We start from the raw sequence: 15,528 nt of genomic DNA on the forward strand, positions 1-15,528 counted from the left end.
CGTGAGGAAAAGTTGCCTGCGTTTTAGGTATAGTACGGCGAAATCATGAAGTACACGATAACGCCTGTAATAGAAACGTACAACCAGATGGGAAAGGTCCAGCGGGCAATGCGCCGATGCTTGGCAAATTGCTCGGTCAGGGCGAAATACAGGGTAAAGAGCACCAGCCCCACGGTTACGGCAGCCAGTAGAATGTGGGAAAGCAGAATAAAGTAGTAAACTGTGCGAATCACTCCTTCGCCGCCAAACTTGGTAGATTCTACTTGCGAGTGGTAGACTACATACGACACCAGGAACAACGCTCCCAGCAAAAAGGCCGTGCCCATCATGGCCCGGTGCTTGAGGACCTGCTTCTGCCGGATAAAGTAAAAGCCCAGCAGCAGGCACACGGCCGTCAACGAATTCAGCACCGCATTTACGGCCGGCAGGAATTTTACCTGCGCGCCAGCAATGTGAAATGACTTGGAGAAAAAATGCAGAATGGCTACTACCACTGGTATAGCCACTCCCAGGACGATCATAAGGGCCTTGATCCGGGCGTTGCTGCCAGGATTATTGACCGGACTTGTCGTGATCATAGGTGTACAACAAAACGCTGATTTCGGTGATAAGGCGCTCTACCTCCCGCGGCTTGGTGCCATCATAAATTCCCCGAACCTGGTGGTTGCGGTCTACCAGATACAGGTTCTGACTGTGTACGATGCCCGGGGCGGCACCCGAAGGCGCGGGTAGGCGAAACTCCTCGGTAGCTAACCGGTACAGTTCCGCTTTGTTGCCGGTCAGGAAAAACCACTTACCGGCAATAGCACTGTACTGCTCGGCATACCTAGCCAGCACCGCTACCGAGTCGTGCGCAGGGTCGACGGTGTAGGAAACGAGCTTGACGCGGGGCTCCTTGCGGAATTTCTCCTGCACCCGCATCATTTGGCTACTCACCCGCGGACAGGCGCCGGGGCAGGTGGCGAAGAAGAAATTAGCCACATAGAGCCCACCTTTCAAATCCTGCTGGCTTACCACGCGCCCCGATTGGGACGGCAACTGGAAATTACGCAGGGTGTGAAAAACAGTATCGCGCTGCCACTTCCCCCCTACCAGCGTCGAGTCGACACGGTCGGGCAGGTAAGTAGGCAGCGCGAAACGGTTGGTACCGAAGGTTTTGAGAAACAAAAACGCCAGTACCGGCAATAGCAGAATAAGGCCCAGGACCAGGGTTTGCTTGGGCCGCATTCGTTTACTTGAAGGCGTTATAGACGGTTTCGCCAATAGCCGAACCTTCGGTAATCAGAGCCACCATCAGCCAGATAAGCAAGGCCATGGGCACCAGAATCGACCAGATCAGGCCTTTGGTTTCATGCTTCAAGTGCATGAACTCGGCCACGATGAAAAAGGCTTTGAAGATGGTCAACACAATCAGAATCGAGTTCCGGAAGGTGCTGGGGTCCATAACGAAGGTAACGAGGAATTCCAGGGCGGTTACGCCAACCAGAACGAAGAACGTCTTCCAGATCCAGCCCGTGACGGGCTTTGGAATCTCACCGATTGGCTGAGTGTGGTCAGGTGCGTGATGAGCCATGACAGGGAATGTTGAATGCTAGATGATGAAGGCTGAAAAGGGCTGCCGGCTGGCTTACTCACTAATCAACCTTTTGAAACGCAAAATCTCAGTTAGACGAGGTAGAAGAAGGTAAATACGAATACCCACACCAAGTCTACGAAGTGCCAGTACAAACCGATTTTTTCCACCATCTCGTAATGACCGCGCTTCTCGAAGGTACCGTTGGTGGTAGCAATGAAAGCCCAGGTCAGCAGCACAAGACCGCTGAATACGTGGGTGCCGTGGAAACCGGTGATAAAGAAGAACAGGTCGGCAAACAGTACGGGACCGTACTGATTCATTTGCAGGTTAGCGCCGTGGAAAATCGTGCCGTCCAGCATCTTGGTACCGGCATCCGTGCCAGCAATAAAGTGGCTCCACTCCCAGGCTTGGCAGCTTACGAACGTAGCGCCAAAGAGCAGCGTCCACAACAGCCACTTTTGCACATCAGCCTTGTCCATGCGGTGACCCGCTTCTACGGCCAATACCATCGTTACGGAACTGAAGATGAGAATCATCGTCATCAACGCTACGAAGGCCAGCGGCAAATCCATGCCGTGCAGACCGGGGAAAGAGTTGAATACCTTGTCCGGGATAGGCCAGTAGGCGGTGGAGAACACAAAGTCTTTGTGGTCGCCGGTGAAAGCCAGGTGGCGGTGGCGCATCAACCCGTAGGTTGTCAGGAAGGCGGCGAACGTAAAGGCATCCGACAGCAGGAAGAACCACATCATCAGCTTGCCATAGCTAGCCTTAAAGGGTTCGTTGCCGCCATCCCAGGTCCCGGAACGGGGCCGCTCGATGGAGGCGTTGTTGTGAAGCGTCTGCGTCGTGGAGGTGGTGGACATAACGAGCGAAGTAAAAACGAAATCAGTGGTTCAAAAGTAGGAACAAATACAGGTACAACCAAAGCGCGCCGAGGAAGTGCCAGTAGATTGTGGCATTGCCAATGGAGAGCATCTGGCGAGAATGTACCTGATAGTTCAGGCTTTTACGCAATACGATGACCAGAAAGATTAGGCCCGTAATCAGGTGAAAAGCGTGTACGCCGGTCAGCACATACAGGAAGGAGCCCGACGGGTTTGCATCAACGCCACCAAAGTGAATTTTATTGGCTACGAGTTCAACCCACACGTTCCACTGGCCTATCAGGAACACGACGCCCAGGATAAGCGTCAGAGCGACACCTATTTGAGCCCGCCGCACTTCATCCTTGCGAGCCGAAAACCAAGCCCATTGCATCGTAGCGCTGCTCAGGGCAATAATAAGGCTGGTATAGAGCAGACCGCCCGGCAAATCGAATTCCAACCAGTTGCCTTCTTCCCGCCGTACGATGTAGGCACTGGTATAGGCGGCGAAAATCATGGTAATGCTGATCATCATCAGCAGTAGCAGAAGGCGCTTGGGGTGCATACCCGTACCGGCTTCTTTGTCTTGCAAAATTTCGGAAGTTGCCATCCTGAAGGGTTAAATTTTGTCGAAAACCAGCGCAATCTGCACGATTGGCAGGTACAAAAAGGACCCGAACATGATGCTCATCGCAGCTTTTTTGGAACAGGTCCGCATTAGGTAAAAGGTCTGCATCAGAAACAGCACCCCACACACTACCGCAATCAGAGCCGAGGTTTTGCCCGCCATGCCCAGTTGCAGAGGCAACAAGCTCAGCGGAATCAGTAGCAGGGTGTAAGTCATAATCTGGAAGGCCGTCCGCAAATCTTTCCCGCCCGGAGTGGGCAGCATCTTGAAGCCAGCCTTCTTGTAGTCCTCATCTAAAACCCACGCAATGGCCCAAAAGTGCGGAAACTGCCACATGAATTGAATACCAAACAGTACCCAGGCCTCCGTACCCAAAACGCCCGTAGCGGCTACCCAGCCCAACAGCGGCGGCATCCCCCCTGGAATAGCACCTACGGCCACGCAAATGGGCGAAATCGTCTTGAGCGGGGTATAAACGAAGCCGTACAGAATCAGTGACAACAGCGATAGGGCCGCGGCCAGCGTATTGAAAAAGTACCCGAGGATGAACAGCCCGGTGATACCCATAACGACGGCGAATACCCAGGCCTCGGTAGCACTCAGTACGCCCGTAGGCAACGGCCGCTTGGCCGTGCGCTTCATGAGCTTATCCAGGTCGATTTCGTGGATCTGGTTGATGGTGTTGGCCGAGCCGGTGACGGCCAAACCGCCTAGCAGCACGAGCAAGGCCCGGCTCCAATCAAACTCCTGCGCGCCGAGCAAGTAGCCGATGGCGCTGGAAAAGGCCACCGTTAGTGCCAGCCGGAATTTGATTAACTGGAAATAGGCTTTGGCTTTCGTCATTCTTACGCAATCAAAACTCCCGCCAGATCAGCCTCAAACGGGGCCGCAAAGTTACGCAACAACGCCCGGATAAGCGGCCTGCCGCTCGAATTTCGTTGCCCGGCTATGCAGCACGATGGTCAGGAACTGGGTTCCGAACAGAACCGTAGCCAGTGTGAGGTGCAGTGGCTGCACCAGCGCTGGCAGGGCAAAGTACGCCAGGGTAATGCCCGCTAGGATTTCCAGCCCAATCAGGCCGATATTGGCCGTAGCCATGCGCCGCAGCTGCCCCGAAGGCAGTTTGTAGAGCTGATAGGCTACGTAGGCATTCAGCAGCAGAAGCAGCGCCGAAAAGGTGCGGTGAAACTTAAATACGTTGCCTAATTGCTCAATCCAAGTGGCACGGCTCATGTAGTTGGCAGCAAAGGCGACCATATCCACTTCCTCCCGCACTTGGGTCCCTATCACAATTTGAACAAAAGTCAGCAGCGTAATCAGCCACAGCCATGGTCTAAGGCTAGACCTAACAAAGACCGGCTCAATTGCTACATTCTCCCGCTGGGAACGTATTACGGCGTAAATCAGCATTGCCACGATTACCAGCGCCAGACCCATATGAATGGTTACCATAATGGGCAGCAGGTTGGTCGAAACTACTAGGGAACCCAGGTAGCCCTGTACGCCGGTCAGCAGAAACGACCCGAAGGCCAGCCAGAACACTGTTCGGTCGCGTCGCCAATATGGGAGGGCAAAGACAACCGTTAGAAAGACAAAGATGCCAATCAGTGCGCCTACCAACCGATTGACGTACTCAATCCAGGTTTTAGTGACGTTGAAGTCGGTTTCGATGTACTGAGTTGGGTGAGCAAAAATCTCACTCGCCACTTGCTTAAAGCCCAGCCGCTGCAAAGTCTTGGCCAGCTTCTGGTTCTTAGCTACGCGTTGGGCCGTGTAAATCTCTTTGTAGTTGGCTGGGAGCTGACTGGCCTCAGTTGGTGGAACCCAAGTGCCGAAGCACTTCGGCCAGTCGGGGCAGCCCATCCCAGAACCGGTGCTGCGTACTATTCCACCAACCATAATCAGGATGTACACGGCTACCACGGTTACAATTCCAATCAGGCGGAACCGGCGCACAAATGCGGGTACTATCATACTTGTCAGGGTGCTTATGCTACCTTCTCAACAATTGAAAAGCTGGTTTGATTAGACAGCAAAATGGGGAAACCCAGCCGGTGGTGCCGGTACCGGATTTCCCCATTCTTGGGTAAGAAAACGGGCCGCCGTGAATACAGCGGCCCGTTTCAAATGGCATTCCGAAGACTATTCTTCTGTGTCGCGCTCGTAAGGCAAGTTCGAAGACTGGGTCTGCGAATATGGCACGTTCTGCGGGATAAAGTCCTCAGCAGCACCGGGCTTGCTGTAGTCGTAAGGCCAACGGTAGACGGCAGGAATTTCGCCGGGCCAGTTGCCGTGACCAGGAAGCACCGGCGTTGTCCACTCCAGCGTCGTCGAGTTCCAGGGGTTCTCAGTAGCCCGACGGCCACGGAAGATGCTGTAGAAGAAGTTGAAGATGAAGATAAACTGACCGAAGAAGGCCAGAATAGCTGCAGCTGAGATAAACTTGTTCAGGTCGGCAAACTGGCTGAACGAGTCGAAACCTGTCCAAGCGTAGTAACGACGGGGGAAACCAGCAATACCTACGTAGTGCATTGGCATGAATACCAAGTAAACACCGATGAAGGTCAGCCAGAAGTGGATGTAGCCCAATTTCTCGTCGAGCATACGGCCGAACATCTTGGGGAACCAGTGATACACACCAGCGAACAGCCCGAAGAAGGCCGACGAACCCATTACTAAGTGGAAGTGAGCTACCACGAAGTAGGTGTTGTGCATCTGGATGTCGATAGCAGCGTTACCAAGGATGATACCAGTCAGACCACCCGAAATGAACAGCGATACAAAGCCAATTGAGAACAGCATAGCTGTCGTAAAGCGGATGTTACCGCGCCACAACGTTGCCAGCCAGTTAAAGGTCTTCACTGCCGACGGTACGGCGATGATCAGTGTCAGGAACATGAACACCGAACCGAGGAAGGGATTCATGCCGGTCACGAACATGTGGTGAGCCCACACTACGAATGAGAGCAGCGAAATACCGAGCAGCGAGCCAATCATAGCGCGGTAACCGAAGATTGGCTTACGCGAGTTGGTAGCCAGGATTTCCGATACCATACCCATGGCAGGCATAATAACGATGTACACTTCGGGGTGACCCAGGAACCAGAACAAGTGCTGGAACAGAATTGGGCTACCACCCTGGTGGTTCAGAGCCTGACCGGCAATATAGATATCCGACAGGAAGAACGACGTGCCAAACGAACGGTCAAAGATCAGCAGCAAAGCGGCCGAGAACAGAACCGGGAACGAGAGCAGACCTAGGACAGCCGTCAAGAAGAAAGCCCAGATAGTCAGGGGCAACTTCGACATCGACATGCCGCGGGTACGCAGGTTGATTACCGTCGTGATGTAGTTAACACCACCCAGCAGCTGAGACACGATGAACAGCGCCATCGAAACCAGCCACAGCGTCATACCCAAACCCGAACCAGGAATAGCCTGGGGCAGAGCGCTCAGCGGTGGGTAGATTGTCCAGCCGGCAGCGGCAGGACCCGTCTCGATGAAGAGCGAGGTGAACATGATGATGCTCGACAGGAAAAAGAACCAGTACGAGAGCATGTTCATGAAGCCTGAAGCCATATCGCGGGCCCCAATCTGCAGCGGAATCAGGAAGTTAGAGAACGTACCCGACAAACCGGCCGTCAGCACGAAGAATACCATAATGGTACCGTGCATCGTTACCAGGGCAAGGTAAAATTCGGGGTTGAGCTTGCCCGCCTCAATCCACTTGCCTAGGAAGGGCGAAAGCCATTCGAAGGTCGACTCGGGCCAGCCGAGCTGCAGACGGAACAAGCTGGAGAGCGTACCACCAATGATTGCCCAGAAGATACCCGTAATCAGGAACTGCTTGGCAATTACTTTGTGGTCCTGGCTGAAGACGTACTTGAACAGCCAGTGCTGATCATGGTGCTCGTCGTGGTGCAGGTGCTCGTCGTGGTGCGTGGTGCTTGGCTCGGTGACCCCGATGCCACCCTGCACTTGCGAGTGAGTAGGAAGATTAGCAGCCATAAAAGAGAGCGTGCGTTAGATAAGAATTAGAGCGAGGCCTTGGCAGCCTGAGTTACAACAGCAGCCGCAGCTGAAGCGTTTTCCTTTTCTACCAATTTATCCGATTTCTGCTGGAAGTTAGCCAGAACATCAGGGTTCTGCTCCGAGAAAGACTTCTGCTGGGCAAACCAAGCTACGTAGTCATCCGGCTCGTCCACAACAATGTTCAGCTTCATAGCAAAGTGGCCACGGCCGCAAATCTGGTTGCAGGCCAGTTCGTAGTTGAACTTGGGGTTGCCCAGCTGAGCGCGCATCTCGTCGGTCGTCTTGGTCGGGGTAAACCAGAACTTGGTTGGCATACCGGGTACGGCATACATCTGCACGCGGAAATGCGGCATGTAAACGGCGTGCAATACGTCGCGCGAGCGAATCTTTAGCAACACGGGGTGGCCCTTGGGCACGTGAATCTCACCGGCAACAAAGTCATCCAGACCACTCTTGTCACTGAGGTCGAAGCCGAACTCATTGGTAGCGTCAATCAGACGGTAGTTAACAACACCCAATTTCTGGTCACGACCGGGGTAACGCACAAGCCAGTTAAACTGCTTGCCCATTACTTCCAGTACTACCGAATCCTTCGGAGCGGGGCCAGTGATTTTGGTCCACTCTTTCCAGCCGGCGAATACCAGACCAGCCATAACGATAGCCGGGATTACCGTCCAGATGATTTCAATCTTGTTGTTGTGGGGGAAGAAGTAAGCGCGACGACCTTCCTTATGCTGGTACTTATAAGAGTATACGAACAGCAAAATGTGGGTCAGGACGAACACGATACCGATGATGATCATCGTCGTCCAGAAGAGGCGCTCCATCTCAAAGCCGTGAACCGACGCAATCGGCGGGTTCATCTTGCCGTAGTTTTCAATGAAGGAGTAAGCAAACGCCGCACCACCAACAATCATGAAGATGATAAAGAGGATGGCGTTGACGCGGTTACTCGTGCCAATCTCGCGCGCAGAGCTGCCCGAGAAAATGGAAGTCAGAATCTGGATGCGGAACAGCAGGCCGAATACGACCAGCAGCAGCACGAGTACCAGAAGAATACCAAGAGCAATCATTAGTTGAATGAAGAGGTGAGAGTTGAGAGGTTAGAAGTGAGAGTTCCGTTACACATTACAGTCTAACTTCTCACTTCTCAATACTCATGTCTAATTAAGTCGTGTGGTGCACGCTTTCGTCTAGGAACGGGTGGTTAACCGGTACCAGAGAGGCCTGCGCCAAGCGCTTAGTGAAAAGAATGAGGAACGTACCCAGGAAGATCAAGGCAACGCCAATCTCTATGATGAACCCATTCTCACCCTTCATAGTTGCAGGCTCCAGCATTAAGTAGAAGTCCGACCAGTGACCGATCAAAACGGCGATGCTGACGATCTTCAGCATGATCATTTGACGCTTGGCATCCCGGCGCATCAGCACCAAGAAGGGAAATGCGAAGTTGATAACCAGGTTGAAGAAGAACATCCAGGTGTAAGCACCATTGAAGCCGCCCAGACGCTGGTTGTAGTACACGGCTTCCTCAGGCAGGTTGGCGTACCAAATCAGCATGAACTGCGAGAACCATACATAGGTCCAGAAGATGCTGAAGCCAAACATGAACTTGCCCAAATCGTGCAGGTGGTTGGCGTTAACGAACTTCAGGTAACCGGCCTGCTTCAGGTAAATAGCGGTTAGCGTCGTCAGGGCAATGCCCGATACCCACCACGAGGCGAATACGTACCAGCCAAACATAGTCGAGAACCAGTGCACGTCAACCGACATAACCCAGTCCCAAGCCGACATCGACGAGGTAACAGCGTAGAGCACTAGAAACAAAGCCGCTACGTTAATACTCTTGTGGAAATACTCAGTGCCGCCGTTCAGATCTTCGGCCAGCGAAATTTTGCGCAAACGCTCGGAGAAGAACCACCAGATACCGAGGTAGACTACCATGCGGATCAGGTAGAAAGGCGTATTTAGAAAACCGCTTTTACCAGCAATGATGGCGTCATAGTTTTCCGACTTAGGGTCCATGATACCATCGTGGGTCCAGTGAAACAGGTCATGACGGCCGGCAAAGAAGACTACCAGGAAGATAACCAGACCAGGCAGCAGCCATACGCTCATGGCTTCATTGATACGCTTAATAACTACCGACCAACCAGCGTAGGCTACGTACTGCAGCGCTACGAAGAAGGTACCGATAGCCGACACCCCAACGAAGAACACGTTGTTGTGCCACAGGCTCACTAGCAGGCGCTTCAGCCAAACGGGGCTGCCTTCATGGTGAGCAGCACCAGCACCAGCCTCCGGACCAGCAGCATGCGCCGCGCCGTGGGCGGCACCAGCCGCTTCATGTCCGCCGCCAATATGCATGGCAGCCAAAATCAAACCTATTGCCAGCACTATTACCCCAGCAACGATGATGCTGATGAAGGTTTTGCGGGTTCTCGGCGAAAGCTCCAGGTATTCAGCCGTGGCGCTTTCTTGATGCGTCAGAGTTGCCATAGTTAGTTCGCCGTTCCGTTTCGAGCCTGGTCACCTTGACCGGGAGTAGTTGAAGTTTTGTCGGCTTGAGCCTCCAGAACTGGGGACTGAGTAGCGCGGTCGGTCATTTCGGTAGAGTCATTGCTAACATTTACCAGCTTGGCCAAGCCATCAGGGCCTTCGCCCCGTTGCAGTACGCGAACGTACATGGCAATCTTCCAACGCTCCTGCGGGTTCACAATTGAACCATGAGGCATCATGCGGCCTTTGCCCCACTGAATTACATGGTAAATGTGCGCATCGTTCATGGTTTTGTAAGTACCAGCCGAGTAGTTTGGTACACCTTTGAACTTCTGTCCAACCGGGCCGTCGCCGGCACCAGCCTCCCCGTGGCAATGGGAGCAGATGCGGGTGTACAGAACCTTGCCTTCTTCCAGGTTAGCCTTGGTGTAGGAGTAAGGGTTGCGAAGACGGCGCTCAGCGGTACCAACACTATCCTTGGGAATGTGTGAGTAATAAGCCAGCTTTCCTTGGGGTACAGTGCCCACCACCGGAGTGCGCATGTTCAACCCCATGGGGTTAACCGTATTTGTATGAACCTGCTTCAGAGGCTCGTAGCCGATTGGCTCGTACATCTGCGGCGCATACTCCAAGCCCGTATCATCAGCCTTGTTACAAGCTGTAGTCAGAACCGAGGCAAATAGAATAGCCGACGCTTGCAGACCTAGTTTCAGCGTGTGCGTCATTAGTTCTTAGTCATTTCTTTTTCGTTCACCTCCGAGGCGCCATTCTCGCGCAGCAGCTTGCTCAGATTGTTGAGGTCAGTGCTTTCGTTGATCTCAATGGCCATCACGAACTTGTCGTCCGTTGAGCGTACGTCCAGTACTGGAGTTCTCCAGCGAGGATACAGTTTGCTGATAGCGTAGAAGGTGATTACCATGCCGTGGCAGGTAAAGAATACCGTCAATTCGAAAGAAACTGGGATAAAGGCGGGCAGCGCAATGTGCGGCTTACCACCGATAATCATCGGCCAGTCGAAACCCAGCATGTAGATCTGCATCCACAGAGCGAAGGCCAGACCGCACATGCCGTAGAAGAATGCGGCGATGGGCAGGCGGGAGCGTTCGATACCCAAGGCATCATCGATGCCGTGAATGGGGAACGGAGTAAACACTTCGTAGATTTTTACGCCCGCCGCGCGGACGTTTTCAATGGCGTGCATCAGCACGTCTTCGTCGTCGAAGATGCCGAGGGCGAAGCGCTTAGTCATGCTTGTTGTAGTTTACCGGAGCATTGGCAGGCACTCCGTGGGTGGTTGGCTTGTGAATCAGGTCGTGGTGCGGGTCATGACCGGTGTAGGTCGGACCGTTATCCACCGTGTATTTCAGCACGGTCTTCACTTCAGCCATGTTTACCACGGGGAAGAACTTAGCGAAGAGCAGGAACAGCGTGAAGAACAAGCCCATCGTACCTACATAAATACCGATGTCGATAATCGTAGGCGAGAACATGACCCAGCTCGAAGGCAGGTAGTCACGGTGCAGCGAGGTGACGATAATCACGAACCGCTCGAACCACATGCCGATGTTGACGATGATCGACAGCACGAACGTGAGCGGGATACTGTAGCGCACTTTGCGGATCCACACCAGCTGGGGCGTAATCACGTTGCAGGTCATCATCGACCAGTACGCCCACCAGTACGGACCCGTGGCCCGGTTGATGAAAGCGTACTGCTCAAACTCCACCTGCGAATACCAGGCAATGAAGAATTCGGTGATGTAAGCTACCCCGACAATCGAGCCGGTGATCATCATGATTTTGTTCATCAGGGCGATGTGCTCCATCGTGATGTAATCTTCCAGCTTGAACACGACCCGGGTGATGAGCATCAGGGTCAGTACCATGGCGAAGCCCGAGAAGATAGCCCCGGCCACGAAGTAGGGCGGGAAGATGGTCGTGTGCCAGCCCGGCACCACCGAGGTGGCAAAGTCCATTGACACGATGGTGTGGACCGAGAGTACCAGCGGGGTCGACACCCCGGCCAGGATCAGCGAGACGGTTTCGTAGCGGCTCCAGTGCTTGGCCGAACCCGTCCAGCCCATGCTCAGCAGCGAGTAGGCTACTTTGGCAATCGGGCCCTTAGCACGGTCGCGGATTGTAGCGAAGTCAGGTACCAGACCCGTGTACCAGAACACGAGCGAGACGGTGAAATAGGTCGAAATAGCGAATACGTCCCAGAGCAGGGGCGAATTGAAGTTTACCCACAGCGAACCGAAGGTGTTTTGCAGCGGGAATACCCAGTAAGCGAGCCACGGACGGCCCATGTGCAGTACCGGGAACATGGCGGCGCAGATTACGGCGAAGATCGTCATAGCTTCGGCGGCGCGGTTGATAGAGCTGCGCCACTTCTGGCGGAACAGCAGGAGCACGGCCGAAATCAGCGTGCCGGCGTGGCCGATGCCCACCCACCACACGAAATTGGTGATGTCCCAGGCCCAGCCCACAGTTTTGTTCAGACCCCATTCCCCGATACCATACCACAGGGTGCGGTACACGGAGTAGAGGAAAACGCCGAGAAAGAAGAGCGCTACGCTCAGGGCGGCCATCCACCGAACATTGGGGGCGGCTTCTACCTGGCGGCACACGTCTTGAGTGACGTCGTGGTACGATTTCCCCCCGGTTACGAGCGGCTCCCGTACAGGCGATACGTGCTGCATAGTTTTAGTTGGTTAGTTGGGGGTCTTAGGAACGTAGGGGCTCTCGTCTGTTTCGAACCAGTGGTCGGACATCTCCCCTACCCTACGTTCCTAAGCTCCTTGACCCTGTTATTAAGCGTTGCGAACTTCAGTTTCCGTGTTCCGGATCTTGGTCAGATACGTGATGTTAGGCTGCACGTTGATGGCATCCAGCACGTGGAAGCCCCGCTCGCCATCTTCACGCTTGATGATCTTCGAAATCTGCGACTCCGGATCCCGCATGTCACCGAATACGATGGCTTGGGTAGGGCACGACTGCGCGCAGGCGGTTACTACTTCTCCATCTTTCGGACGGCGCTTCTGCTTCTTAGCCTCCAGCTTACCGAGCTGAATGCGCTGTACGCAGAACGAGCATTTCTCCATCACACCCCGAGCCCGGACGGTTACGTCGGGGTTCAGTACCATACGGCCCAGGTCGGTGAACATGTGGCTGTTCACGTCTTCGAACTTCTCATTCGAGTAGTACGAGAACCAGTTGAAGCGACGAACCTTATAGGGGCAGTTGTTAGCGCAGTAGCGGGTACCTACGCAACGGTTGTAGGTCATCTGATTGAGACCTTCCGAGCTGTGGGTAGTAGCCAGTACGGGGCACACCGTTTCGCAAGGAGCGTGGTTGCAGTGCTGGCACAGCATGGGCTGGAAAATCACCGACGGGTTTTCCGACGGATCTTCCATGGCCTTGTAGGTATCCAACTTGCCTTTCTCGGCGAAATCCTCTTTGCTGGCGTCCGAGCTGTAGTAGCGGTCGATACGCAGCCAGTGCATTTCACGGCGGTTGATTACCTCCTGCTTACCAACTACGGCAACGTTGTTCTCAACCTGACAACCAATCACGCACGAGCCGCAGCCGATGCACGAGTTGAGGTCGATAACCATGCCCCAATGGTGGTTCTTGTACTCGTAGTCCTGCCAAAGCGAAACCTTATTAGGTTTCTCCAAGCCTTCCGGCGTAGCAATCTTGTCGTACTCGGTTACCTCGCGTGGGTTTTCAATGTATTTGGCCAGCGTCGACTCCTGCACCACCGGCTTGCGGTCCATGATGGTGTGGTGAGTCTGGGTCTGGGCGATGGGCGACTGAGCACCCGTTTTCTCTAGGGTAACGGTGTTGGCGTAGATGATGCTATTGTCGCGCACCATGGCCATAGGATACACGTTGGCACCTACGTTGTCACCAACCTTACCAGCCATCTTGCGGCCGTAGCCGATGGCAATACCGACTGTGTCGTTGGCTTGGCCAGGCTGAACCAGTACGGGTAGCTCAATAGAGACTCCGTTGGCCGTTACTTTCAACACGTCGCCTTGCTCCCAGCCGTTTTTCACAGCCATAGCACGCGGAACGGCTACGTAGTTGCCCCAAGTAGCTTTAGAAACTGGGTCGGGCAATTCCTGCAGCCAGGGGTTATTACCTTCCCAGTTGCCGGGGCCAATACCAACTTTCTCGTAGATGGCCAGCTCAACGCCCGAACCTTTCGGAGCAGAGCCGATAGCGGCTACAGCCTGAGCTGCACTCATAGCCGGAGCTACTTGAGCCACAGGCGCCGGCGACAGGGTGCCAACAGCAACACCGTCGTGTACGGCCTTATCCCAGCCCGCCTGGAAGTTGCCACCCAACAAACCGCGCCACGAAGCACGCAGGTAGTTGTAGTAGCTTTGCGGATTGCCAGCCCAGGTGAGCAGGCTGTCTTGGGCCTGACGGGTAGCAAACAACGGCGAAATAGTAGGCTGAGCCAAGCTCAAGAAGCCACGCTTAGGCTCAAAGTCATTCCATGACTCGAGGTAGTTGTGGTCGGGGCAGGCGTAGTCGCAAAGAGAGCCGGTTTCGTCTAAACGGTCGTTGAGCGAAATCTTTACCGGCACCTTAGCCAGGCCCGACTTTACTTTCTCGGCCAGCGGGTGGTCGTAAGCAGGGTTGGCATGATAGAAAATCACGGCGCCAACGTTACCGGCATTCATGTCATTCACCAAGCGCACCATGCGGGCATCATCGCCCTGACGCAGCATAGAAGGCGCGGTCAGGTCAACAGCAGCACTGCCGAGGGTCTGGTTAATGGCCGTAACCAGCGTTTGGATAGCTACATCGTTCGAGCCCGACACGACCAAACCCCGGCTGCCAGCAGCACGCAGTTCAGCAGCAGCCTTTTTCAGTTGAGCGGAACCAGCGGCTGCACCACCGCCAACTACGGCGTTGTACAGAGCCACAGCAGTAGCGCCCATTTCCGAAGGCTTAACCGGTACCCGCACATCGGCATTGGCACCAGTCAGAGTCATAGCCGTTTCAAACTGGAAGTGACGGTTCATCGTCTTCTTCTCAGCCGAGACCTTACGGTTGGTGATATACTGCTGAGCATATTCAACCGGCGACAGCCAAGTGCCGAGGAAATCGGCACCCAGGCTCACGATTACGGCAGCTTTGCTGAAATCGTACGAAGGCAGAACTCCACCGTTGGCACGCAGCAATGCCGACTGCGAGTTGGCATCGTACATCACATGCTCCGTGTTAGGGTAGCGCGCGGCAAACTCGGCAATTACCTTCTTGGTCGTGGGACTGATAATGGTCGGCGACACGATGGCAATACGGCCGGTAGCACCAGCCAGCTTCGTGCGGATCTCCTGGTCAACCTGGTCGGTAGCGGCCTTCTTGCCTTTGATGGCGAAGTGCTGCAGACGGCCTTTGTCGTAGAGGCTCAGCACCGAGGCCTGAGCCCGGGCCGACAGGCCACCGCGCGTGATGGGCGAACCGGGGTTACCTTCCAGCTTGATCGGACGGCCCTCGCGGGTTTTCACCAACACACTGTTGTAGTCGGTACCGTTGAAATAGGTGGAGGCGTAAAAGTTGGCAATACCTGGATCTACCTCTTCAGGCTTGTTGAGGTACGGAATTGCCTTGCGGACCGGGGTTTCGCAGCTAGCCAACGTGGCGGCGGCAATACCAAAGCCCATGAGTTTGAGGAAGTCGCGACGCGGGGCTACCGCGGCGTCGGAAGAGCCGTGGGATTCCTTCACCGGCAGGAAGTCAGCAAACTCGCTAAACGCGTTTTTGACAAACTCCGGTGAGCTTTCCAGTTCCTCAATTCCCTTCCAGTACTTAGGCGACTCTTGCATCGTGTTTTTTGGGGACTAGGGTCTTAGGGACTTAGCGACTTGGATTCTGGTCCGGTAAGTCTCTAAGTTGGTATGCGGGTTTTTAAAGAA

At 54.3% G+C, this 15,528-nt stretch carries 14 protein-coding genes; all 14 read right to left on the minus strand.

The annotated features are described in order from the left end of the window. Positions 1–23 precede the first annotated feature (23 nt). The gene (locus tag MUN80_RS24055; protein WP_244717135.1) at positions 24–578 is read right to left on the minus strand and encodes a DUF420 domain-containing protein; all 555 of its coding nucleotides are present in this window, start codon (positions 576–578) and stop codon (positions 24–26) included. Beyond that, positions 553–1,227, minus strand: a complete 675-nt coding sequence (locus tag MUN80_RS24060; RefSeq protein WP_244717137.1) for an SCO family protein — start codon at positions 1,225–1,227, stop codon at positions 553–555. Before MUN80_RS24060 ends, MUN80_RS24055 begins: the two co-directional genes overlap by 26 nt. 4 nt (positions 1,228–1,231) lie before the next feature. Next, the gene (locus tag MUN80_RS24065; protein ID WP_244717139.1) at positions 1,232–1,573 is read right to left on the minus strand and encodes a cytochrome C oxidase subunit IV family protein; all 342 of its coding nucleotides are present in this window, start codon (positions 1,571–1,573) and stop codon (positions 1,232–1,234) included. Positions 1,574–1,665: 92 nt separating this feature from the next. Then, positions 1,666–2,439: a cytochrome c oxidase subunit 3 gene (locus MUN80_RS24070; protein WP_244717141.1), complete on the minus strand. Its 774-nt coding sequence runs from the start codon at positions 2,437–2,439 to the stop codon at positions 1,666–1,668. Between the two features lie 22 nt (positions 2,440–2,461). Further along, on the minus strand, positions 2,462–3,049 hold the full coding sequence (locus tag MUN80_RS24075) for a cytochrome c oxidase subunit 3 (RefSeq protein ID WP_244717143.1): 588 nt from the start codon (positions 3,047–3,049) through the stop codon (positions 2,462–2,464). Positions 3,050–3,058: 9 nt separating this feature from the next. Next, a complete protein-coding gene (gene cyoE / locus MUN80_RS24080; RefSeq protein WP_244717145.1) occupies positions 3,059–3,910 on the minus strand; it encodes a heme o synthase in 852 nt (283 codons plus the stop codon). A gap of 51 nt (positions 3,911–3,961) precedes the next feature. After that, positions 3,962–5,041, minus strand: a complete 1,080-nt coding sequence (locus MUN80_RS24085) for a COX15/CtaA family protein (RefSeq protein WP_244717147.1) — start codon at positions 5,039–5,041, stop codon at positions 3,962–3,964. 168 nt (positions 5,042–5,209) lie between these two features. Continuing rightward, the gene (locus tag MUN80_RS24090; RefSeq protein ID WP_244717149.1) at positions 5,210–7,075 is read right to left on the minus strand and encodes a cytochrome c oxidase subunit I; all 1,866 of its coding nucleotides are present in this window, start codon (positions 7,073–7,075) and stop codon (positions 5,210–5,212) included. Between the two features lie 26 nt (positions 7,076–7,101). Next, positions 7,102–8,172, minus strand: coding sequence for a cytochrome c oxidase subunit II (locus MUN80_RS24095; RefSeq protein WP_244717151.1), 1,071 nt, complete (start codon positions 8,170–8,172; stop codon positions 7,102–7,104). A gap of 94 nt (positions 8,173–8,266) precedes the next feature. Beyond that, the gene (locus MUN80_RS24100; protein ID WP_244717153.1) at positions 8,267–9,598 is read right to left on the minus strand and encodes a quinol:cytochrome C oxidoreductase; all 1,332 of its coding nucleotides are present in this window, start codon (positions 9,596–9,598) and stop codon (positions 8,267–8,269) included. A gap of 2 nt (positions 9,599–9,600) precedes the next feature. After that, positions 9,601–10,323, minus strand: coding sequence for a c-type cytochrome (locus MUN80_RS24105; RefSeq protein ID WP_244717155.1), 723 nt, complete (start codon positions 10,321–10,323; stop codon positions 9,601–9,603). Continuing rightward, positions 10,323–10,847: a DUF3341 domain-containing protein gene (locus MUN80_RS24110; RefSeq protein WP_244717157.1), complete on the minus strand. Its 525-nt coding sequence runs from the start codon at positions 10,845–10,847 to the stop codon at positions 10,323–10,325. Before MUN80_RS24110 ends, MUN80_RS24105 begins: the two co-directional genes overlap by 1 nt. Further along, the gene (gene nrfD, locus MUN80_RS24115) at positions 10,840–12,297 is read right to left on the minus strand and encodes an NrfD/PsrC family molybdoenzyme membrane anchor subunit (RefSeq protein ID WP_244717159.1); all 1,458 of its coding nucleotides are present in this window, start codon (positions 12,295–12,297) and stop codon (positions 10,840–10,842) included. Before nrfD ends, MUN80_RS24110 begins: the two co-directional genes overlap by 8 nt. 111 nt (positions 12,298–12,408) lie before the next feature. Continuing rightward, positions 12,409–15,438: a TAT-variant-translocated molybdopterin oxidoreductase gene (locus tag MUN80_RS24120; RefSeq protein WP_244717161.1), complete on the minus strand. Its 3,030-nt coding sequence runs from the start codon at positions 15,436–15,438 to the stop codon at positions 12,409–12,411. Positions 15,439–15,528: the final 90 nt, after the last annotated feature.

The organism is Hymenobacter cellulosivorans (genome assembly GCF_022919135.1).
In the GTDB taxonomy this organism is placed as follows: Bacteria; Bacteroidota; Bacteroidia; order Cytophagales; family Hymenobacteraceae; genus Hymenobacter; species Hymenobacter cellulosivorans.